General features: G+C 55.1%; 19 protein-coding genes, 1 tRNA gene and 1 pseudogene. 5 read left to right on the forward strand and 16 right to left on the reverse strand.

Annotated elements, in window-relative coordinates; all coding sequences use genetic code 11:
• Window positions 1-18: 18 nt before the first annotated feature.
• The 10 genes from FEAC_RS03265 to argS form a co-directional block, all read right to left on the reverse strand.
• A complete protein-coding gene (locus FEAC_RS03265; RefSeq protein ID WP_035388618.1) occupies window positions 19-732 on the reverse strand; it encodes an L-threonylcarbamoyladenylate synthase in 714 nt (237 codons plus the stop codon).
• A complete protein-coding gene (gene prmC / locus FEAC_RS03270; protein ID WP_052565408.1) occupies window positions 729-1,538 on the reverse strand; it encodes a peptide chain release factor N(5)-glutamine methyltransferase in 810 nt (269 codons plus the stop codon). The genes FEAC_RS03265 and prmC overlap by 4 nt, the downstream gene beginning before the upstream one ends.
• Window positions 1,528-2,604, reverse strand: coding sequence for a peptide chain release factor 1 (gene prfA, locus FEAC_RS03275; protein WP_035388619.1), 1,077 nt, complete (start codon window positions 2,602-2,604; stop codon window positions 1,528-1,530). The genes prmC and prfA overlap by 11 nt, the downstream gene beginning before the upstream one ends.
• The gene (locus FEAC_RS03280; protein ID WP_035388620.1) at window positions 2,597-3,568 is read right to left on the reverse strand and encodes a hypothetical protein; all 972 of its coding nucleotides are present in this window, start codon (window positions 3,566-3,568) and stop codon (window positions 2,597-2,599) included. Before FEAC_RS03280 ends, prfA begins: the two co-directional genes overlap by 8 nt.
• Window positions 3,569-3,593: 25 nt before the next feature.
• On the reverse strand, window positions 3,594-3,812 hold the full coding sequence (rpmE, locus tag FEAC_RS14495) for a 50S ribosomal protein L31 (RefSeq protein WP_081900959.1): 219 nt from the start codon (window positions 3,810-3,812) through the stop codon (window positions 3,594-3,596).
• 275 nt (window positions 3,813-4,087) lie between these two features.
• On the reverse strand, window positions 4,088-5,878 hold the full coding sequence (gene rho, locus FEAC_RS03285) for a transcription termination factor Rho (RefSeq protein WP_035388621.1): 1,791 nt from the start codon (window positions 5,876-5,878) through the stop codon (window positions 4,088-4,090).
• Window positions 5,879-5,953: 75 nt separating this feature from the next.
• Window positions 5,954-7,000: a threonine synthase gene (gene thrC / locus FEAC_RS03290; RefSeq protein ID WP_035388623.1), complete on the reverse strand. Its 1,047-nt coding sequence runs from the start codon at window positions 6,998-7,000 to the stop codon at window positions 5,954-5,956.
• A gap of 11 nt (window positions 7,001-7,011) precedes the next feature.
• The gene (locus FEAC_RS03295) at window positions 7,012-8,292 is read right to left on the reverse strand and encodes a homoserine dehydrogenase (RefSeq protein ID WP_035388624.1); all 1,281 of its coding nucleotides are present in this window, start codon (window positions 8,290-8,292) and stop codon (window positions 7,012-7,014) included.
• A complete protein-coding gene (gene lysA / locus FEAC_RS03300; protein WP_236684593.1) occupies window positions 8,289-9,566 on the reverse strand; it encodes a diaminopimelate decarboxylase in 1,278 nt (425 codons plus the stop codon). The genes FEAC_RS03295 and lysA overlap by 4 nt, the downstream gene beginning before the upstream one ends.
• 1 nt (window position 9,567) lies before the next feature.
• Window positions 9,568-11,190 (reverse strand): arginine--tRNA ligase, encoded by a 1,623-nt coding sequence (argS, locus tag FEAC_RS03305; protein ID WP_052565410.1) that lies wholly within the window; start codon window positions 11,188-11,190, stop codon window positions 9,568-9,570.
• Between the two features lie 140 nt (window positions 11,191-11,330).
• Between argS and FEAC_RS03310 the strand changes: the two genes are divergently transcribed.
• The 3 genes from FEAC_RS03310 to FEAC_RS03320 all read left to right on the forward strand — a co-directional run bounded on the left by FEAC_RS03310 (window position 11,331) and on the right by FEAC_RS03320 (window position 13,503).
• Window positions 11,331-11,402: transfer RNA gene (locus tag FEAC_RS03310), tRNA-Arg, on the forward strand.
• 302 nt (window positions 11,403-11,704) lie between these two features.
• Entirely contained in the window at window positions 11,705-12,661 is a 957-nt protein-coding gene (locus tag FEAC_RS03315; RefSeq protein WP_035388626.1) for a daunorubicin resistance protein DrrA family ABC transporter ATP-binding protein, read from the forward strand.
• A 5-nt stretch (window positions 12,662-12,666) separates the two neighbouring features.
• The gene (locus FEAC_RS03320) at window positions 12,667-13,503 is read left to right on the forward strand and encodes an ABC transporter permease (RefSeq protein WP_035388627.1); all 837 of its coding nucleotides are present in this window, start codon (window positions 12,667-12,669) and stop codon (window positions 13,501-13,503) included.
• A gap of 33 nt (window positions 13,504-13,536) precedes the next feature.
• Here FEAC_RS03320 and FEAC_RS03325 read toward each other — a convergent pair whose 3' ends face one another.
• From FEAC_RS03325 to FEAC_RS03335, 3 genes and pseudogenes are all read right to left on the reverse strand, one after another.
• Window positions 13,537-15,246 carry a zinc ribbon domain-containing protein gene (locus FEAC_RS03325; RefSeq protein ID WP_052565412.1) on the reverse strand — a complete coding sequence of 570 codons (1,710 nt, stop codon included), beginning with the start codon at window positions 15,244-15,246 and terminating at the stop codon, window positions 13,537-13,539.
• A gap of 51 nt (window positions 15,247-15,297) precedes the next feature.
• Window positions 15,298-15,900, reverse strand: a pseudogene (locus tag FEAC_RS03330) (IS607 family transposase).
• A 72-nt stretch (window positions 15,901-15,972) separates the two neighbouring features.
• Window positions 15,973-17,493, reverse strand: a complete 1,521-nt coding sequence (locus FEAC_RS03335; protein WP_052565414.1) for a UDP-N-acetylmuramoyl-L-alanyl-D-glutamate--2,6-diaminopimelate ligase — start codon at window positions 17,491-17,493, stop codon at window positions 15,973-15,975.
• A 17-nt stretch (window positions 17,494-17,510) separates the two neighbouring features.
• On the opposite strand from FEAC_RS03335, the gene FEAC_RS03340 reads away from it, so the two are divergent.
• Window positions 17,511-18,392, forward strand: a complete 882-nt coding sequence (locus FEAC_RS03340; protein ID WP_052565416.1) for a glycosyltransferase family 2 protein — start codon at window positions 17,511-17,513, stop codon at window positions 18,390-18,392.
• Between the two features lie 32 nt (window positions 18,393-18,424).
• Here FEAC_RS03340 and FEAC_RS03345 read toward each other — a convergent pair whose 3' ends face one another.
• Window positions 18,425-19,075: a DedA family protein gene (locus tag FEAC_RS03345; protein WP_052565418.1), complete on the reverse strand. Its 651-nt coding sequence runs from the start codon at window positions 19,073-19,075 to the stop codon at window positions 18,425-18,427.
• Window positions 19,076-19,125: 50 nt separating this feature from the next.
• Here FEAC_RS03345 and FEAC_RS03350 point away from each other — a divergent pair, with 50 nt between their 5' ends.
• Window positions 19,126-19,320 carry a Sec-independent protein translocase subunit TatA/TatB gene (locus FEAC_RS03350; protein ID WP_035388631.1) on the forward strand — a complete coding sequence of 65 codons (195 nt, stop codon included), beginning with the start codon at window positions 19,126-19,128 and terminating at the stop codon, window positions 19,318-19,320.
• A gap of 440 nt (window positions 19,321-19,760) precedes the next feature.
• On the opposite strand, the gene FEAC_RS03355 is transcribed toward FEAC_RS03350, so the two are convergent.
• On the reverse strand, window positions 19,761-20,018 hold the full coding sequence (locus tag FEAC_RS03355; RefSeq protein ID WP_035388633.1) for a biotin/lipoyl-containing protein: 258 nt from the start codon (window positions 20,016-20,018) through the stop codon (window positions 19,761-19,763).
• Entirely contained in the window at window positions 20,015-21,052 is a 1,038-nt protein-coding gene (locus FEAC_RS03360) for an alpha-ketoacid dehydrogenase subunit beta (protein ID WP_052565420.1), read from the reverse strand. Before FEAC_RS03360 ends, FEAC_RS03355 begins: the two co-directional genes overlap by 4 nt.
• Between the last annotated feature and the right edge of the window lie 7 nt (window positions 21,053-21,059).

A 21,059-nucleotide genomic window follows, 5' to 3' on the forward strand; every position in this document is an offset into this window, starting at 1 on the left:
ATCGACAGCCAGCTCGACTCAGTTGGTCGACCTATCGAGGGGCAGTAGCTCTGGAAGTCGGCCAAGCAGCGTGTCATAGCTCAACTGCCCTTCTCGCACCATCGTCGGCGGTTCGGACGTCAAGTCGATCACGGTTGATCCAACAGCTCCAACACTGCCATAATCAACGGCCAGGGTGAGCCCAGTAGCTCCTATCCCACCACCATCTATGGTCTCGGTCAGCGAGGTGATGACTGCTACTATCTCGGTTGGGGTTGGCATACCATGTCGATTGGCCGACGAAGCCGCAAGCGGGAGGTCGAGACACATCTCTCGCAGCCAATCCAGGGCGGGAACCCTGAAGGCCACCGTTCCCTTAAGTGGGTTGACCGCCCTACCAAGCGGATCATCGGTCTCCACAATGACCGATAGTGGTCCGGGCCAAAGGTCGACAATCGACTCCAACGACCTCAAAACGGCGGATGTAACGAGCCGCCTTGCTGTCGCCACACTATCGATCAAGACAGGCGGCGGTGTGGCACTACTACGTCCCTTAATTTTGGCAATTCGGGCCACAGCCTCGGCATCTCGTGCGTTAGCCAGAAGACCAAAGACGGTGTCAGTCGGGCAAATAATACAATGTCCAGCGTTGAGTTCGGATCTAACCCAGGCGATGGAGGCAGCCTTCTCGCGTTCAAAGATACGACCAGTGCGAAGATCAAAGACCCGCACCAGCGGTGGAGGCGTCGTCATCGCCGTGCTACCACGAATCGATCTCTGCCCACCAAGTCCTGCTTCACGCTAACATCATCGAAACCTGCCGCCACCGCGATCCGTTGCACATCGCTGCCCTGTGATGCACCTATCTCTACCACGATCGCACCGTGTCCCTCCTCTAAGTATCGGTGGGCCTTACCAAAGATGACCTGATAGCATTCGAGACCAGTCGAACCCGCCACCAAAGCACCGGGTGGCTCCCAATCCCGGACTACCGGATCGAGTTTGAGCCACTCATCCTCCGCTATATAGGGGGGATTCGAACAGATCAATCTGAACCGCTCGTCAGAATCCACCGCCTCCCACCAGTCCCCCAGTCTGAGCGTGACCCTGTCATCAAGTCCGTGATTGACAAGATTCATCTCCGCCAGCGCCAACGCGTCCGCAGATGAGTCCGTAGCCACCACCAAAAGATCGGGGCACTCAAAGGCTAACGAAGCCGCAATAGCACCACTCCCTGTGCCCAACTCCAGAACCTTGCCTGAACGGTTATCTCCCAGCTCGGTCAGGATGAGATCAACGATGAGTTCAGTCTCTGGACGAGGTATGAGTGCTCGGTCATCTACATGCAACTCCAACCACCTAAACTGCCAACTGCCAAGTACATATTGGAGCGGTTCACCAGCGTCAAGCCGTCGCCGATAACCGGCAAGAATGGCTGATTTCGAGCCTCCATGGCGGCCCACCTCCTCGTTGGCGGCCCGCTCTAACCAACGCTGCGCCACGCTAGCAGCGTAAAAGCTAGCACCCTCCGTGCGAGCTCCTGGAGTATCAGCGAGCATCGTCCTGGTCTAACAACTGCCGCGATCTCTCATCCTGGATTAGCGCATCAGAGATCTCAAGCAGGTCTCCCATCAGAATCTGGTCAAGGCGGTAGAGTGTCAACTTGATCCGATGGTCGGTAACCCGGTTCTCCTTGAAGTTATAGGTGCGGATCTTCTCGGATCGTCCACCACCGCCGACCTGAGACTTGCGCGTTCGCGAGAGTTCCTCATTCACACGATCCTGTTCCGCCTTCAATAGCCGCGCACGTAATACCTGCAACGCCTTAGCGCGGTTTTGTATCTGGCTCTTCTCGTCCTGCATCGCGACGACGATCCCGGTGGGAATATGGGTAATCCTGACCGCCGAATCAGTGGTGTTGACCGACTGCCCACCTGGGCCAGTGGACCGATAAACATCTATACGCAGATCATTCGGGTCGATCTGGACCTCAACCTCATCTGCCTCTGGCAGTACCGTCACTGTCGCAGAGGATGTATGAACCCTACCCTGCGTCTCGGTCACGGGTACGCGTTGTACCCTGTGAGGTCCCGCTTCGTGCTTCAAACGCCGCCACGCGTCCTCACCCTTGACCAATAGAGACGCGAAGTTGTAACCGCCATGATCAGATGGATCAGCCGCCAGCATCTCAACTCGCCAACCCATCTTGTCGCCAAATCGTTGGAACATTTCAGTGAGGTCCTTAGCAAAGAGATTCGCCTCCTCCCCACCCTCAGCTCCCCGAATCTCAAGGATTACATTACGACCATCGTTCGGGTCTTGGGGTAGCAGGAGGATCTCCAGCTCATCGGTCTTCGCTGCCAATGCAGACTCGAGCGTCGAAATCTCATCCGCCCATAGCGACCGTTCGTCGGCTGGCGCGGCCTGGTAAAACTCAGTAGCTGCCGAGAGATCCTCCTGGAGTTGATCGATATCACGTAGAGTAGCTACAATCTCTTCGAGCGCCTTGTGGCGTCGCGCAACCTCACGAGCGCGATGCTGATCCTGAAATAACTTAGGATCCGACATCTCCTCGACGCTGCGTTGGTACTCGAGCTCGAACTTTTCCAGACGCCCATCAGCCACCGGTTAGCTCCTTGACCTCGATCGAATATGGAATGCATACCAGCCTAGCCAGCTCAGCGAAGATACTCAATGGTTCCTGGTCAAGGACGTAGACTACCTGGCTCGCCTCTCCCTCGGGTTGGCAAAGCACAGCCGTCTCTACAATCAACCAGAGATCAAGCGCACTGCCAAAGCCATAGAAGGTTCCCCCGCCACTCGCGTAGGCACGCGCCCGAGCCTGTCCCACCTCACCATATTCGAGCGGAATAATGCCAGCTCGATGGGGGATGTACAATGAACGCAGCAGTCGGCCCACCGCCACTCGAGAGAAGTCATAACGTCCACTCCGTTTCAACCTCGAAGCGACGAGCGTCTCCACAATCTCGTGCGCAAACGAGAGCAGCGCCTCAGAGGTCATCGCAGTCTCTCGAGCCATCGCCTGATCTCGGGGGTCGACACCCACTACCAACGCCTCCCCCACCATGCCCAGGACAGGAATACCCAGATATTCGGCGAAGAATGAGTCTCTATAGCAAACGTATTCAGGGCTAGCCAACGATCCAAAGACTTGATCCACAAGTCGCTGAAATGGGCCCGGGATCCCTTGGACGGGAACCGGTTCCAAGGCTGGTCGCGAACTCAGCGGCGAGATCTCCACACCATCTAAGACGAGTAGCTCAATCGTTGGGTCGGCCCAGGAGAAGGCTAGCTGCAGATCCTCGACCTTTAGCAACAGCTGGGAGCGATGACTGGCTAAGCTCGTCGGCAGCACGACGCTACATGCAAGATCCGGATAATCCCGACGAAGCAAGATAAGTTGTCCTAGGATCTCATCCATAGGTTCAAACCGAGAACCCACAGCAGGGACAGGCCAAGTGACGATGGTGTCAGCCGTGCGACCGATCCACCAATCATCCCTGACCTGCTCCATCATCTCGAGCTCACCGAATCTTTGTTTGACCGCCGTCTCAAGAAGTGGCTGCATTGAACTCAAGGCTCAAGACATCTAGTTATTGGGCTCGATTCTTCGAGCGGTCACCGTAACGACGCTGGAAACGCTCCACACGACCACCGGTATCCACCAGCTTCTGACGACCGGTGTAGAACGGGTGGCACTCATTGCACAACTCGATATGGAGGTCGGTCTTGGTTGATCGAGTCACGAAGGTGTTCCCACAAGAGCAATGTACCGTCGCTGTCACATACTCTGGATGTATATCGCTTTTCATACTTCTGTCCTATCTTTTCGCTGACGCTTCGTCTGTAGCGAAGCTCTATTACCTAATGGAGGGTGCGGCTAACTCTATGAGCAACCGACCGATCCACTCCAAACAACCCAAACTGGAACTCCAGCACACGCACCCTAGCTCAAAATCGTCGGCTGTGGCGCACCAACTTCAAGGTTGGGCCCCGACTAGGTTCTCCAAGCTGTTGGCGACTGTGCAAGCACCGCCGGTAAGCCTAGCACCCTCTCTAGGAGAATCAAGAACGCAAAGACCGGCGGTTACATTCCCGAACTACGTGCTATCTCCGCAAGAAACTCCGCATTAGAGCGAGTACTGCGAACCTTATCGAGCAACAGCTCAAGTCCAGCCGCAGCCGTCCCGTCCTGTGTAATCGCGTTTAGCACTCGTCGGAGCTTCCAAATTTGATTGAGATGATCCCGAGAGAACAGAAGCTCCTCGTGGCGCGTCGACGACCCATTGACGTCAACTGCAGGATACAACCGGCGCTCAGACAGACGACGATCGAGCTTGAGCTCCATATTGCCAGTCCCCTTCACCTCCTCGAAGATTACCTCATCCATCTTGGATCCGTTCTCCACCAAGGCGGTGGCAAGAATGGTGAGTGAGCCACCCTCTTCAATGTTGCGAGCCGCGCCAAAGAACTTCTTGGGTGGGTAAAGAGCTCCAGAATCGATTCCACCAGACATGATCCTTCCGCTCGCTGGCTGCGCCAAGTTATAGGCACGAGCTAGACGGGTGATCCCGTCGAGGATAACCACAACATCCCGGCCCAACTCGACCATGCGTTTTGCCCGCTCGATCGTGAGCTCGGCCACCTGCGTATGTTCTTCCGCTGGTCGATCGAAGGTGGAGGCGATCACTTCACCCTTTACCGATCGACGAAAATCGGTAACCTCTTCTGGGCGTTCATCTACTAGCAGGACAATTAGTGCGACATCTGGGTTATTACGCTCGATCGCATTCGCAATATCCTTCATGATCGTGGTCTTTCCGGCCTTGGGGGGTGAGACGATTAGTCCACGTTGACCCTTCCCGATCGGAGCGATCAAATCGATAATTCTTGGCGTAATATTTGTTGGGTCAGTGCTTGTCTCAAGCGTGAGGCGTTCGTTGGGGAACAGCGGGGTCAAGTCCTCAAATCGGCGGCGAGCCTTTGCTGTCTCCACGTCTAGACCAGTGACTGTATCCACCCTAGAGAGAGCGGGATACTTCTCAGTCGAACCCGCTGGACGAGCTCCACCGACCACAATGTCCCCACGCCTCAGGCTCATTCTTCGCGCCAACGAGGCAGGTACGTACACGTCCTCCTTCGATGACAAGTACCCTTTGGTGCGTAGAAAGCCGTAGCCATCATCACGCAAGTCAAGAACACCCTGGACGGTAACTAACTCTACACTCTGCTGATTATCCGTACTCTCCGGTCGATCACTTCTCTCTTTTCCACGCCTACTTCGGCGAGACCGACGCGAAGCGCCATCCTCACTGCGAGCGAGGGCAGAAGCCTGCGACTCCTCTGGCTGCGAACGGTTGCTGGCACGCTCAGCGGGATTCACAGTGATCGGTGGGATCAGCGTCGCAAGACCGCCGCGAGATCCATCCGTTCGCCTAGATTCCGACGAACCATTGGCCTGCGAACGCCCATCACCTTCACTTCGTTGAGAGCGCTGGGATCCAGATTGGGAGTGTGAACCCTCCCTTGAGCCTTCCAACCCACCGCGATCAGAGACCACCTGCTCTCGTTGTTCACTCGACGTTGGGTTGGTGGAATCATTGGTTTGATCGAGCTGACGTGAACCATTCGTACTGGCAGCGTTCGACTCGGGTGCATCAGACGACAGACGCGACCGACCACTCCCGGCGGACGTTGAATGCTCAGATGCATCAACATGGTTAACATCGCTAGCTCCGTTTGAGCTACCATGTGACTCAATCATCGATATCAAGTCAGCCTTCCTGAGCCGAGCAGACACCTTCAGATCGAGTTGACGAGCAAGAGTCATAAGCGCCTCTTTGTCGAGCGACTCAAGCGCACCAGACGTTACGTCCATCAGTTCTTTCCCTTCTTTGCCAAGGATCTTGGCAGATGCAATGACGAGGAATCTATCAGTGGTTAGTAACCAAAATCACAGACCAATAGCCTCTGCCACTTCTTTCATTGACGTGCCCACTACCTTCGGAACCTGCACTTGGGATACCGCAGTATCTGGATCCTTCAATCCATTCCCAGTCAACACGCACACAACCGACGAACCAGGAACAACTGGGGTTTTGAGAAGTCCAGCGACTGAAGCTGCTGAGGCCGGTTCACAGAATACTGCCTCGTCTCTCGCTAAGAGTATATAGGCGCTCAGAATCTCTTCGTCGGTTACCGCGGTAATTGCGCCCCCAGACTCATCCCGAGCCTCTAATGCCAGAGACCAGCTCGCCGGGTTGCCGATACGGATCGCTGTTGCGATCGTCTCCGGGTCAGATACTACGGCGCCCCTCACGATGGGTGCAGCACCAGCCGCTTGAACTCCAAACATCCTGGGTCTTCTCTCCGCAAGTCCGGCCTCATAGTACTCTCGATAACCGAGCCAATAGGCACTGATGTTGCCTGCGTTACCAACCGGAATGAACTGGGCATCGGGTGCGAACCCGAGTTCATCAATCACCTCAAAAGCACCAGTCTTTTGTCCTTGCAAACGATCTGGGTTTATAGAGTTCACGATGGTCAACGGATGCGCATCCGCCAGATCACGAACCAGCCGCAGACCCTCGTCAAAATTGCCATCGATCTGGATCACCTTTGCTCCATACACCAGTGCTTGCGCCAATTTTCCAAGGGCGATATGACCCGAGGGTATTAGCACAACCGCATCAATGCCGGCCGCGGCAGCATAGGCGGCGGCACTAGCCGAGGTGTTGCCGGTAGAGGCGCAGATAATAGTAGTACTGCCCTCAGAAACTGCCTTCGAAACCGCCATCGTCATCCCACGATCCTTGAAGGAACCAGTAGGATTCATTCCCTCCAATTTTAGGTATACCTCAGCTCCAACTCGCTCTGAAAGCCGAGGAGCAAAGCGGAGCGGTGTTCCTCCTTCCCCGAGGCTTACGGCACGCGTACTCGGGTCAATCGGCAGAAAAGACCGATAGCGTTCAATGATGCCGGGCCAACGCTCTTTCTTCATGCTTTCCCTCCTCACTCAAGCACTCGCAGCAGCTTGTGTGATCGTTCAATAACATCGAGATCGGCCAGTTCAGCCATCGTCGCCTTGATCGCCGAGAGGCGGGTACGATGCGTCAGAAAGACCAGGTGCGCTAATTCGCCATCAAGTTCGTCCTGTTCCATACGAGCGATTGAGACTAAGTGATGACCGAAGACCTCGCTCACCTGCGACAACACACCTGGAGCGTCTGCCACATCCACAGAGAGTGCGAAAACCGCATCGATTGAGGAGTCCTCCACAAATCGCGTATCTGTCACCATACTCATAGATGCCCGAGTCGAAGTTCGCAAGTTCTTAATTGCGTCGATAATATCAGCCAAAACGGCTGATGCCGTCGGTAAACCTCCTGCTCCAGGACCGGAGAACATCAGTTGGCCGACCGCCGATCCCTCTACAAAAACCGCGTTAAAGGAGCCGCGAACACTCGCAAGAGGGTGAGTCGACATCACGATTGCAGGAAATACCTCGACGCGAATAGGAGCGTCCGGGTCGTCGATATCGCGCTCCGCCTGTGCAAGCAACTTGATCACCCCACCGCTGCGCTCAGCAAAATCAAAGTCCGAAGGCGTGATCCCCCAGATTCCATCCACGTTTACGTCCTCGACATCAACGTGGCTCCCAAAAGCAATGCTCGCTATGATAGCAAGCTTTGATGCAGCATCCCTGCCGGAGAGATCGCCAGAGGGGTCAGCCTCTGCGTATCCGAGCTGCTGAGCCTCTGCGAGCGCAGTATCAAGCGAGATATGTTCCTCCTGCATCTTGGTGAGAATGTAATTTGTAGTGCCATTGACGATACCTACAATTCGAGAGAGGCGCTCACCAAACAGGGAGACTCGCAGAGCCCGAATGAGCGGGATACCACCAGCAACTGCAGCCTCAAAAAAAATATCTCGACTCGCAGCCTCAGCCGCGAGTTCAAGCTCGAGAAAATGAGTACTAAGGATCTCTTTGTTGGCAGTCACTACCGACTTCTTTGCACCGAGCGCGGCTCGGATAGCTCCAAGCGCGAAATCGCCAGGACCCAGAAGCTCTACCACCAACCCAATCTCACCGTCATCTATCACGTCACTCAACTGCGTGGTCAAGAGGTCTTTAGAGATCGGCGCCACTCGCTCCTTCTCGGGATCACGCACAAGAATTCTGCCAATCTCGAGAGGTTCCCCCAGGAGACGTGCCAGTCGATCTCCCTCCTGATCTAGGAGGGCAACAAGTGCGCCGCCTACGGTTCCACAGCCAAGCAAGCCAATCTTCAACCATCTACCTCCAGACGGAATAGGTCATCTATCGTCTCCCGACGCGCTATCAGTCTCGCCTGTCCATGACCAACCAAAACGACAGCAGGTCGCGGAAGCTTGTTGTAGTTCGATCCCATCGCATAGCCGTAGGCCCCAGTCACCGGCGTCATGACTAGCTCCCCAACCTGCAAGTCGGTCGGTAACCGAGCCTCACGTACCAGGACATCTCCTGATTCGCAATGCTTGCCAACAAGTGCGACGGTCATATCGTGCGGATCGAAAAGTCGAGAAGACGTAAAGGCCTCATAGCCACTCCCGTAGAGTACTGGACGTGGGTTATCACTCATGCCCCCATCTACCGCAACATAGGTACGTACCCCGGGAATCTCCTTGATGACCCCTACGGTGTAGACGGTTACAGCAGCAGCCGCCACGATTGCACGCCCTGGTTCGATAAAAGTCTGCTGATCACGCATCCCATGTGCTACGAACGCTTCACGGAGCCAACTCGTCCATTCACCAATCGTGGGTACGCGTTCGTCTCGAAGGTACCCTACGCCAAACCCGCCGCCAATACATAGCTCCTCGACGCCCTCATCCTTGGCGAGCGTGACCATCACGTCTATAGCGTCGCGAAAGGAGCCGAGCGCAAACACCTGAGAACCAATGTGACAGTGCAGACCAGACAGCATCAGGTGAGAGCTCGCCTTGACTCTCGCGATCGCCCGATGGGCGTCACCGTTAGCAAGATTGAAGCCGAACTTTGAATCCTGCTGGCCAGTGCGTACGTAGGCATGCGTATGCGCCTCGATGCCTGGTGTGATCCGAAGCCACACGCTCGCAGACCCTCCCAAGTAGTCGAGCCTATCAATCTCGTCGAACGAGTCAACCACGATCCTGCCAACTTTGGCATCGATGGCCATGCGCAGCTCATCAAAGGACTTGTTGTTGCCGTGGAGGATCACACGCTTCGGTTGTACTCCGCCACGCAAGCCAGCCTCCAACTCCCCTTGAGAGGCCGCATCCCACCACAAACCCTCTTCGCTGATAAGTCGTGCCATCGCAACGGAGGGGAACGCCTTAGACGCATAGATCACCCGACCCCCTCCAAAACCCTCGGTCGCCTCGCGCATGCGTGTTCGGAGATGGTTCTCGTCATAGATAAAAAGTGGACTCCCGTACTGTCTCACGAGTTCACTGACCCTCATCCCACCAATAATGAGTTCCCCTAGCGCATCCACCGCGGCCGTGTGTGGAGCAAGATGGTCAGGAAGAACCCCCAGATCTCCCAACTTACATCTCCTCGAGAGGTACGACTCCGAGGAGACCGAGTGCGGTAGCGATTGCGAGTTGAGCTGCTCTAGCAAGCATCAGTCTGCCATCACGCTCGATCGGCGCCGCGGTCAACACCGGACAATCATGATAGAAGCCGTGGAAATCTGAGGCGGTCTGCATAAGCCAACCCACAACCTTGTGAGGTGCACGTTCCACAGCCGCGCGCACTATCACCGACTCAAGTCTTATCAGATCCTTCATGAGTGCCGCCTCACGTGGATGGGTCAGAGTTGCCAACGATTGTGTAGAGACGTCTTCAACTCGCACGCCTTGATTCTCTGCGTTGCGCAATAATGCTGCAATCCGAGCATGGGCATACTGGATGTAGAAGACTGGATTCTCCATCGATTGCGATTTCGCCTGGGCGAGATCGATCTGAGAAGCGCGATCGATGGAGCTTGACAGGATAAGAAGACGAGTGGCATCACGCCCTAGCTCCTGGACAAGCCAGTCGAGTGGAATTGCGGTGCCAGCCCGCTTCGAGAACTTGACCGCCTGCCCTTGCTCGAGCAACGACACCATCTGGCCGAGCTTGATCTCCAAGCGACTCTCGTCGATGCCAAGAGCTCGGATGGCAGCCATCATTGAGGCGACCTGGCCGTGATGATCGGCCCCAAATACGTCGATCACCAAGGAGTAATCTCGAACAACGAGCTTGTTGTAATGGTAGGCGATATCTCCTGCGAGGTAGGTAAAGTCACCGTTTGATTTGCGCATCACTCGGTCGCGAGTGTCGCCAAAGCGTTCGGAAGCAAACCAAAGGGCACCGTCATGGTCGTAGATGGCACCTCGCTCCTCGAGCTTGGCAACCACATCAGCCACATCACCCGACTCCTCGATAGAAGCCTGTGAAAACCAGCTGTCCATCTCAATTCCTAGGTGTCCAAGCGTGACTCGAATGAGCTCAAGGATGATAGGTACCGCCCAACTCCCGGCCTCCACGACGTCATCTGAACCTTTGTACCTACCAGCGAGGTCGGAGATATACGCACCTTGATAACCGCCTTCTGGAACCTCATCACCGTTGCGCACCGCTATGATCGAGGCTCCGAGCTGCCTGATCTGTCCACCGGTATCGTTGACGTAATACTCCTTGGTGACCCGATAGTTCACGAATTCGAGCAGTCGACTTAATGCATCACCGTAGGTCGCTAGCCAACCGTTGCCGACGTGCAGTGGGCCGGTTGGATTTGCCGAAACGAACTCCACTTGCACGGTTGCTCCATGTCCCAAATCGGGTCGCAGGTACTCATTGCCGCCCGCAAGAAGAGCGGCAATCTCACCAGAAAGCGCGAGAGGAGTGATCCAAAAATTCAAGAAACCAGGTCCGGCGATATCGATCCGGTCGATCATCGACTCGCCGCGCAGTCGGTCTGCGAGAAGTTCAGCTACCCTTCGAGGCTGCTGCCCTACCTGCTTAGCGAGTACCAGTGCTGCATTAGTGGCGTAGTCTCCGTGTTCGGGCGATGACGGCTCGTCCACTGTGACCGCCTTGAAAGTCGTCGGATCAGCTCGCAAGGTATCAAAACTATCCTGAGCAGCGGTATGCACCAACGCTAACAGCCGGTCTGCGATCGCCACCGTCGACTCCTTCACTACTCGAATACAGACATCCCTCGGGACGAAGAGCTTTGAGCAAAGCATATCAGCGCCACCAGCAGAAACGACGCTTTCGCCGCCCTGAAGGCTGGATAACGCTAGACTCGGCTACGCCTCAGTGAGCCCCCGTAGCTCAGGGGATAGAGCACCGGCCTCCGGAGCCGGGTGCGTAGGTTCGAATCCTACCGGGGGCGCTTGGTGCGCCGACGTCATCCGACTGCGGAGCCACGAAACTTGATCTGTGGAGTTCACCTATCCGCAGTCGTAGCTACAAGCCTAGTAGTACGCTCTTCTTTCGTTGAGTTAAGCCCTTGCCAGAGCCATAGATCCAACAACGGCTGAGCCGCGAGAACTTGCCGTTCTTTGTATGTACACCCAGTTAGGAGTCTTCGTCTACCAACTAAGCTTCTAATCGGAAATTTTGTCAATGTCCCATGACGTGTGCCTACCGCATCAGCACCAAGCACCGTTGGTAAGTCACGTAACCGGAGGTGAGATGAGTGTAGCCATCGAGGTTCGCAACCTCCACAAGACATTCAGGGGCGGCGTAACTGCACTCGAAGACGTCAGCTTTCAAGTACAGTCAGGCACCGTCTTTGGCCTTCTGGGACCCAACGGCGCAGGAAAAACAACGATCGTGCGTATTCTTACCACCATCATCATGCCCGACTCAGGCCTAGCAACCATCATGGGGGTCGACGTGACCAAGTCTGCCCAACAGGTCCGAGAGCACCTTGGCCTAGCAGGACAAGCGGCTGCGGTCGATGAACGACTCACTGCCGAAGAGAACCTATTCATGATAGGACGTCTTAATCATCTTCCCAAACCAGTCGCGCGTGCTCGAAGTACTGAACTCCTTCATGACTTTGGCCTTGAGTACGCAGCCAAACGCGTTCTTAGCACCTATTCAGGTGGAATGCGGCGACGGCTCGACCTTGCTGCAGCGTTGGTGGCACAACCTCCCGTCCTCTTTCTCGATGAACCAACTACAGGTCTTGATCCAAAAAGCCGCAATGACCTATGGGAGATCATCGAAAAACTTCTGGCAGACGGAACGACCGTCCTTCTAACCACCCAGTACCTAGAGGAGGCAGATAGGCTAGCCTCACGGATCGCCGTCGTCGATCATGGCTTAGTAATCGCCGAGGGTACACCCAACGAACTCAAGGCGGGTTTCGGAGCCACAGTGCTCGAACTCTCCTTCCAAGATGAAACAATCGCCATCAAAGCCAAAGAGGCGGCCGCAAACTTAGCATCGGCCCCGATCCAGCAGGTCGAGAATCGGCTCGAACTCCCAGTCGCAGACGGAGCGGCCACAACCGCCCTTGTGCTCGGACGCCTCCTTAGCGAGAAGATCAGCCCAACGAAGATTAACCTTCGCGAACCGAGCCTCGACGACGTCTTCTTGGCGCTAACCGATCAACCTGCCACCGTAGCACCAGGGGAGAGATAACAACCATGGCACTCGCAGAGCTAACTACCCAACCACACCGTTCCCGGCTTTACTGGATGGCAGCTGATGCCATCACCATCACCAAACGTAACCTGCTCAATTATGTACGCATACCTCAATCGCTCGTCTTTTCCACTATTCAGCCAGTGATGTTCGTTCTCTTATTCCGTTACGTCTTTGGGGGTGCAATCGGTTCTGAAACCTCCAGACTCGGCATAACCTACGTCAACTACCTAATGCCCGGAATCTTCATCCAAACCATCGCCTTTGGTTCCGTGCAGACCGGTGTCGGCCTGGCCGAAGACCTCCAAAAGGGAATTATCGAGCGTTTTCACGCCTTGCCCATGACTCGATCAGCAGTGCTTGCTGGGAGGACCATTGCAGATCTCATCCGCAACATAGTGGTTATCATAATAATGGTGATCGTTGGATTCCTTGTGGGATTCCGAATTGGAACGAATCTAGGAGAATTTCTTGCAGGGATAGGCATCGCACTTCTCTTTGCCTACGCACTCTCCTGGTTTTTTGCATTGATCGGACTCGCTGCACCCAACAGCGAGACGGCGCAGGTGATGGCCTTCCCGCTGTTATTTCCACTCACCTTCGCGTCATCAGCCTTCGTACCGGTGCAGACGATGCCCTCATGGTTGCGTGGATTCGCTAATCATCAGCCGTTGAGCGTAGCCGTCAACGCAACTCGAAGTCTCATGGATGGCCCCATAGCAGCGCATGCAGCAGGTTCATCAACTGGCGCCCTCGCCATCACTGCTATCATCTGGTGCGTCGGGCTCTTGATCATCATGGTTCCGCTGTCGGTCAATATCTACCGTCGGCGCGTTTAGGGATTTAGCCGCCGCTCCAAAATACATATACATTTATATGCACCTCTTTTGTCTTCGCTCTCCAGCCGCCTTTGAGTGTTCTGCCCCATCCACAGGGACAGAACTAGGGCGAGTCGGTGGTTGGCCACCTCCCACGTCCAACTTGGGTTGTCGTAGTATGCTTGGAGTCCTGCCGTGAGCGGTAGCTCCGTCTTCAACACACGTACCTCGGACACCGTTGCCGGTGGTCCCCAAAGGGACGATACGTGCTCCAACTCGGCTTTCCAGTCGGCGTAGGAACCTCTCATCAAGGATCTTCTTCACTTCCCTATAGGGAGTGAACCGGTTGATCTCGCGATCTTCGATCCTGTTGAGTAGGTTCATGGCAGCTACGTGATCCACATCGCCCTGCCAGTTGCAATCCCAATAGGGATTGCGACAGTGAAACACATCCCCGTGTCGGTTGCCACTATGGACATACCCACACGTTGGATCGGGACATGTTTGGCTGCTGTAGGCCGCGTTGACCGTTTTAATGCCGGAACCTCCGACATAGGCATGTACCGTAATGCGTTCTTGGTTCTCGTTCCTTGCCCATGATGAGCAGAGTCGAGAGATGTTCTTAGACCTGGCCTTACCTTGCAAGCGAGAGAGGTCTTCGATGATGATCTCTCTTGGCCGTTGTGATGGAAGTTGGGGAACTCGTTTCTTAGCTCTGGTCCGGTTCCCTTCCCCGTAGACCACCTCCTTGATCGCAGCGCCGGAAATGGTCTTGAGCTGCGCTCTTGCACGTCTCGTGCGAGCCTGCTGCTTCTTTGTACCCAAGTTGTTGCGTGCGATGTGCTTGGTTCGCCTAGAGCCAGCATCTCTCTTTGATAGAGCGTGAAGTCTGTTCCTTGCTTTGCCGGTCTTGTTCCGGCGCTCGGCCATAGACCTAAGCGCTGGACCGTATTCCTTGCCGTGATGGACTCCCGAGCTATCAGTACAGACCTCGGTGATTCCCCAGTCAAGGGCTACGGCGGGGCCGGTTGCCTTGGGTAGGCGCGCAAGGTCATAGATTACGTGGATGAAGGCTCGCCTGTGTTCTTCGTCTAGTACAACCCTGATATTGCCTGACACCCGAGAGATCCCAGACAGCGGTAGTGAGATGCGCTTGTGGTGGGTTGAGCTAATGACTTTGACGTAGCGTCTGGTTTTGCCTTTGGCTGTCTCATTGTCGACCACCGAATACAGTGTCGAGTCCAAAGACATAGAGCGAGCCTTGACGACGGTTGGCCAGCTACTACCGAGCGCATCACGAATGACACGGTGTAGGTACGAGGCTATCTTCGCTCTCGCGTCAGGAGGGATAGCCACCGTTGGAATCTCTGGTATACCACCACCCATGATCTGCCCAATGGCCGAGTATCGGGCGAGACAGGCGTAGGCATAGTGCCTCTCGTTCTCGTCTGTGAATCGTCGCCAAATCTTTGCCTTGATGTTGCCGATGGCAAAACAGGACTCGATGTGGCGAATGCAGGTATCCACGGCATCAAAGGCGGCTTGGTCTATCAGATGAACGTTGATGCCCTCTGGGTATAGCCCTCGTGCCTTGGCATAGTCACGGAAGCTCTTGCTTCGATCTAATAGCCTCCACAGGCTAGTCTGGCGCAGATGAGCCACAAAGACGCGCTTTGCGTCGGTATAGTGCCCGATCACCAAGCACAGCTCGTCGTACTTCCCCTTGTTGAGGGGCAATGTGGCCAGACGTACCGTGCGCTTCATAGGAATCTAACCATAGGACGAGGCTCTGACATCGAAAGTTCAGACATCGGGTCATGGGCTTACCTCTTTGGCTACCTCCTGAAGCCGTTCCATAACCTGTCTGTTCTTATGACTGCGCGAGCCATAGAGTCTGGCCAAGAATACAGTCACAATCTCGATAACATCATTGGCTAGATCCTCTTCAAAGGTCGAGTCCTCACTAGCGTTGATAACGATTACCTCAGTGCTCACAAAGGGAGGACACCAGTTCCGATCCAAACCGGAGCAGTCGGTCCTTATGGCTGAGCACCAGTCGCCCAACCTCGCCAGAACAGATCCTCGATACGAGCGTCTTTAGTCCTCGTTTGTGATAGTTGAGTCCCGACCCTATATCCGAAATAACCTCATAGGTCCACCCGTTCACAGCGCAGTAGCTCTCCAAGAGAGCTACCTGGCGAACCGAGTCGTCCTTCTGACCATTGGTTGATACGCGAGCATAAGCAATGGTGGTCCTGGCAGGTGGTGTTTTATGAGGCGCAATGGCACGAAGTTTAGCCAGGTCATAACGCCTTCTGCCTCCTTAGAGTACGTACAGGAGGATCAATACGTCCCTCTGTTTCCCATCTCCGTAGCGTCATGGGGTGAACCCTGGAGTTCCTGCGCCGCTACTCCAATGGGAAGTAACCTTGTCGTATAGACATTATGGTAAAGTTCAATCAAGAGTGCTGAGATTGGCGGTATCTGTAGCTAGCCCAGCATCCGGGCTGCTAGCGCCGACCTCGCGACCTCACGATCATCAAGGTAGACGACGGCGGGACCGACTCGCAGGCTCTGTTCGTGGCCCCTCCCCACGATCAACACCGTATCGCCTGCCTCCGCTTGGCTGACCGCAAGTTCAATTGCTCTACGCCGATCGAGCTCAACCACAATCTGTGACGTAGCAACGTCAAGAGTCCCAGCAAGCAGCTGAGCAACAATCTCAGCAGGCTCCTCATCTCCCGGGTTGTCAGCTGTCAAGATAGCCAGATCACTGGTCGCAGCGGCACGACCCAACTCTGGACGCTTAAGGCGATCGCGCCGTCCGCGTGCCCCAGCCACCAGAATCACCTTCCCCGCCGGAGACTGCAGTCTCACGGTTTCGATCAGGGATCGTATAGATTCAGGAGTGTGGGCGTAGTCGACAACTACCTGAAAATCTTGACCTAACATGATCGATTCAAAGCGTCCCGCCACAGCATGGCAATGCTCAATCCCGCCGAATACGTCGTCGCTATCCACCCCGAGGACGAACCCGACCGCCGCCGCAGCTGCTGCGTTGTAGGCATTGTGTGCACCGAGGATAGGAACCGTCAACTGTGTCACCTCTCCCTGATGGCGAAGGAGAAAGCGAGTACCTTGAGGGACTAGCTCGATATCAGATACGATAAAGTCATTCTCCGGACCTGGTCCATAGGTCACGTGTTCAACTGCAACCTGACTGGCAAGCCTTTGACCCCATTCGGTATCAGTCCCAATCACCGCCAGGTTGGTCAGTGTAGGTACGAACAGGCGTGCCTTCGTGTAGTAGTACTGCTCCATAGTGCCGTGGTAATCCAGATGTTCCGGAGATAGGTTCGTAAAGACTGCAACCTCGAAACGCATCGAATCTATGCGATGTTGGTCGATGCCATGCGAGGAGACCTCCATCACCACCGACTCCGTCCCGTCATGGAGCATGTCCGCCAACAAGCGATGGAGATCAGGAGCCTCAGGCGTGGTGTATATGCTTGGGCGATTAAGTCCCGCGAACCTCGACTCTATAGTGCCAATCAAACCAACATTACGATTAGTGCGGCTCAAGACCGACTCGACAAGGTACGAGGTCGTCGTCTTCCCATTGGTCCCGGTAATCCCAATCACCTCAAGCGACTTGGACGGCTCGCCAAAAAAATAACTTGCTACCCGGCCAATCGCATGGCGCACGGATGGAACGACTAGCTGTGGGATTTTCACATCCACCGGGTGTGCAACCATCACCGCTCCAGCTCCGGCCGCAATTGCATCACCAATGAAGGTATGGCCGTCAAAGCGACTCCCTCTCGTCGCACAGAACAGCGACCCAGGTCGCACCTCGCGGGAGTCGAGCGTCAGATCCGTCAGCATTACAGACTCGCCAATGAGCTGCGACGACGGGAGTAGTCTCGCGAGTTCTGCTAGCCCAGGCAATGGGGTCGTTTCGCCGAAAAGCCATAACTCATGAGATGCTAGGCTAGCAGCCAAAGCCGTCACTAGAATCCTGGAAGCCTATGCAAATCTCAGTTGTCGTCACCTGCTACAATGCCGAAGCAACTCTCGCCGATGCCTTGGCAAGTATCGTTGCACAAGAGTTACCGCCATACGAGGTTATCATCGTTGACGATGGGTCCGACGACGGTTCTATCGCCATCGCACAGAGCACATTGCCAAGTGCCACCATTATACGACAGGCGAACCAGGGCGTATCTGCCGCTCGCAACGCCGGGTTAGCAAGCGTAAGCGGCACCGCGATCGCCTTCTTGGACGACGACGATATCTGGCATCCTGCCAAACTGCAAAGGCAGGCCCAGATCCTTGAGCGCTATCCCCAACTAGATCTCATCGCAACGAGTTGGTCGCGCTCCTATCCAACTCCGACTGAGGAACAAGAACTACGCTGGTTGAGCTATCGCGAACTTACGCTGATGAATCAGTTCCAGACGTCCACAGTCCTCATCCGAACGGATCTTGTCCACAAGGTCGGTGGGTTTAACCCGGCGCTGGATTCAGTCGAAGACTGGGCCTATTGGATCGCATGTGCCAAACAAGGTAGTCTTGCTATCCTAGAACAGGATCTAGTTCTATATCGCGACTCCCCAGATGGGGTTTCGAAAGACTTGCGACGATTCTGGAGCAAGTTGATGCACATGCTCAACAATACCGAAGCACTCAGCCTTCTTGACCCTACCGATCGCGAAAGGATCACCGCATGGCACACCCAACGTATGGCCATCGCCGCAATACTAGCCAGCGAACTGCCCTTACTGCCACCGATCCTGCGTCACATGCTCACCACATCACCAATCGCCCAAGCATACGCCATGCGCACGCTCACCTTGCCGTTTCTCAAACAACGCCTCCAACGCAGGACTGCGAGACGGCCAGCGACGTAGACACCTCGATCCAAACTCGAAAGACTCCCGCCTCACTCTTCCGGTGTAGATTCGTCGGATGACGCCTTCGGTCTCCGCAACGGGGGACCAAAATGTCGATAGAGTCCAACACCGAAGAACAAGATCACTACGACGGCTAGTATCACCTCGCTCGTCGTGCTGGCATCCTTCAACACAGACGCATAGTTAGCACCCGCAACATACCCAAGCGCGGTATAAAATCCCGCCCAGCAAATTCCACCAAGCGCATTAAAGAATAGGAAACGCCGGTAACGCATTCCAGCAATACCTGCAGCTCCCGGAATCAGTACCCTCAGAACCGTGGTAAACCGGCCAACGAATACTCCGAGTCCGCCGCGCCGACGTAGAAGATCGATCGCCTTGTCAAGTGACTCGGGCTTTAGGAGCCGTCTGGGAATCTTCCCAATCAACCACGGGCCATACCGGGAACCAACCCAGTATCCAACGGAGTCACCGATGATTGCCCCGGCGGCAGCGATCCCGCCAACCAGCCAAACCGGAAACCGACCCTCCGCTGCGAGAACACCACCTAACACCACCGCAGTCTCCCCTGGAAAAATAAACCCAAGGAAGATAGATGCCTCCAATGCAGGAAGCGCAAAAACCAAAACCAGTGCCAGCAACGAAGGAACTGACAATAGCCGGGAGACCAAAAAGTTCACTTTAGTTGCCCTCTCGTGCTAAGTTAATGGACAAGTACCGAAGGAGTACCATGTTACTAGCAGACATTTTCAGCCCAACCGACCTCATCGTCGTTGTAGTCGTGCTCCTCCTCATCTTCGGAGGCAAACGCCTACCAGGACTCGCTCGTTCCATCGGATCAGCGACATCCGAATTTAAGAAAGGCGTCGACGAAGGAACTCGTACCGAGTCCGCCAAGCCCGACGAAACCACAAATCCAGAGTAAGCTCTCCCTCGTCGCAATCAAGGCAGGACACGAGCGCCGTGCGTAACGGTGGGGCTAGGCGAAGGCTACATTTGCAGAGTCGTCGGTCCGTATGGACAGCACTAGCGCGCTGAGACCACACAGATTCTAAATGAGAGTTGGCCGGGTGTCTTCGAGCATGGTGGCCACGCCTTTTAATCGACTGGGGGGCGATCGCGAACAAGGACTGCAGCCTCAGTAGTCGACCGAGAACTGCCGACCAGCGTCCGCCTGGCGTTGACAACTGCTAAAGATCGACCTCCAAGAAATGGCAGGTAACCGCAGAACGATCATCTCTTAGAAGACATCGATGGAGTGGAATACACGTGCTCGTCTTGAGGTAGGGTATGTTGGCTCACCCAATAGGTTCAAGGGTGTTAACCTGGTAGAGCCGATACAACATATTGCTCGAGGGAAATGCGCTATAGGTTGACCTGTCGAGCCTCGTCAATGTAAGCGACGACGCTCGATTGACGAGCTACCTCTCCTTCGTTTGTGACGATACGTAAAGTACCAGCCATGGGAGCTAATACTTCAGCGTCGAGCTTGTCTACCTGAACCTCTGCGATCAACTGATTTTGAGTCACAAAGTCGCCTTCGCCGACAAACCAAGTGACCACCACTCCTTCTGCATCCGGCTCGGTTCTGGAGAGACTGGGAAAGAGTACCTCTACACTCAAGCCATCACGTCCATGATCGCAGCTGCTATGCGCGTGGGAGTAGGGAGCGTTGCTTGTTCTAGCGAACGAGCGTAGGGTATCGGCGTATCCGGGACACATACACGCCTCATCGCCGATCGCAGTATTCGCGGATCCTTCTCTGCGACGATGGCGGCGATCTCACCCGAAAGACCAAAGGACTGGTAATCCTCATCGACAACTACGAGTCGGCCCGTCTTTGCCACCGACTCAAGAACCGTCTCGGTGTCAAGCGGCACCAGGCTACGGAGGTCGATCACTTCGACCTCTATGCCCTCTTTGGCGAGTTCATCGGCGACATCCAGACTGTGATGAACTGAAAGTGAGAGCGTTACGACAGTCACGTCGGTTCCCGCTCGGGCTATCGCGGCCTTCCCTAGCGGGATAGTGTACGCCTCCTCGGGAACCACACCAAGGGCACGCGTGCTCTTGGTCATCCACGGGAGACCCATGATGCCCTTGTGGAACATATATACGACTGGATTATCGTCACGGATTGCCGAGATCATTAACCCTTTAGCATCAGCCGGCGAACTGGGTACCACCACTTTCATGCCCGGCAGATGAGCGAAGGTACCCCACAGGCACTGGGAGTGCTGAGCACCATCGGAGTACCCACCGCCAACCGCGGTAGTAATAACCATGGGCACCGAGACATTTCCGCCAGATTCGTAATGGATCTTCGCCATGTGGTTATAGATCTGGTCCATCGCCACACCAAAGAAATCAACGAACATCAATTCGACGATGGGGCGCATACCTTCAACTGCTGCACCCGTGCCCAGGCCGATAAAAGCGGTCTCTGAGATTGGAGTGTCGAGAATCCGATCGGAGCCGAAACGCTCAAGTAGACCGGTCGTCGAACTAAAGATGCCACCGTAGGCACCCACATCCTCTCCAAGCACGATGACAGAAGGATCGCGTTCCATCTCTTGCGCGATGCCCTCGACAATGGCCTTAGCGACGGTGAGCTTGCGTGAAGTGGTCTTCTCAGTAGGTACTTCGATTTTTACCATTGTGTGT

The organism is Ferrimicrobium acidiphilum DSM 19497 (assembly GCF_000949255.1).
Taxonomy (GTDB): domain Bacteria; phylum Actinomycetota; class Acidimicrobiia; order Acidimicrobiales; family Acidimicrobiaceae; genus Ferrimicrobium; species Ferrimicrobium acidiphilum.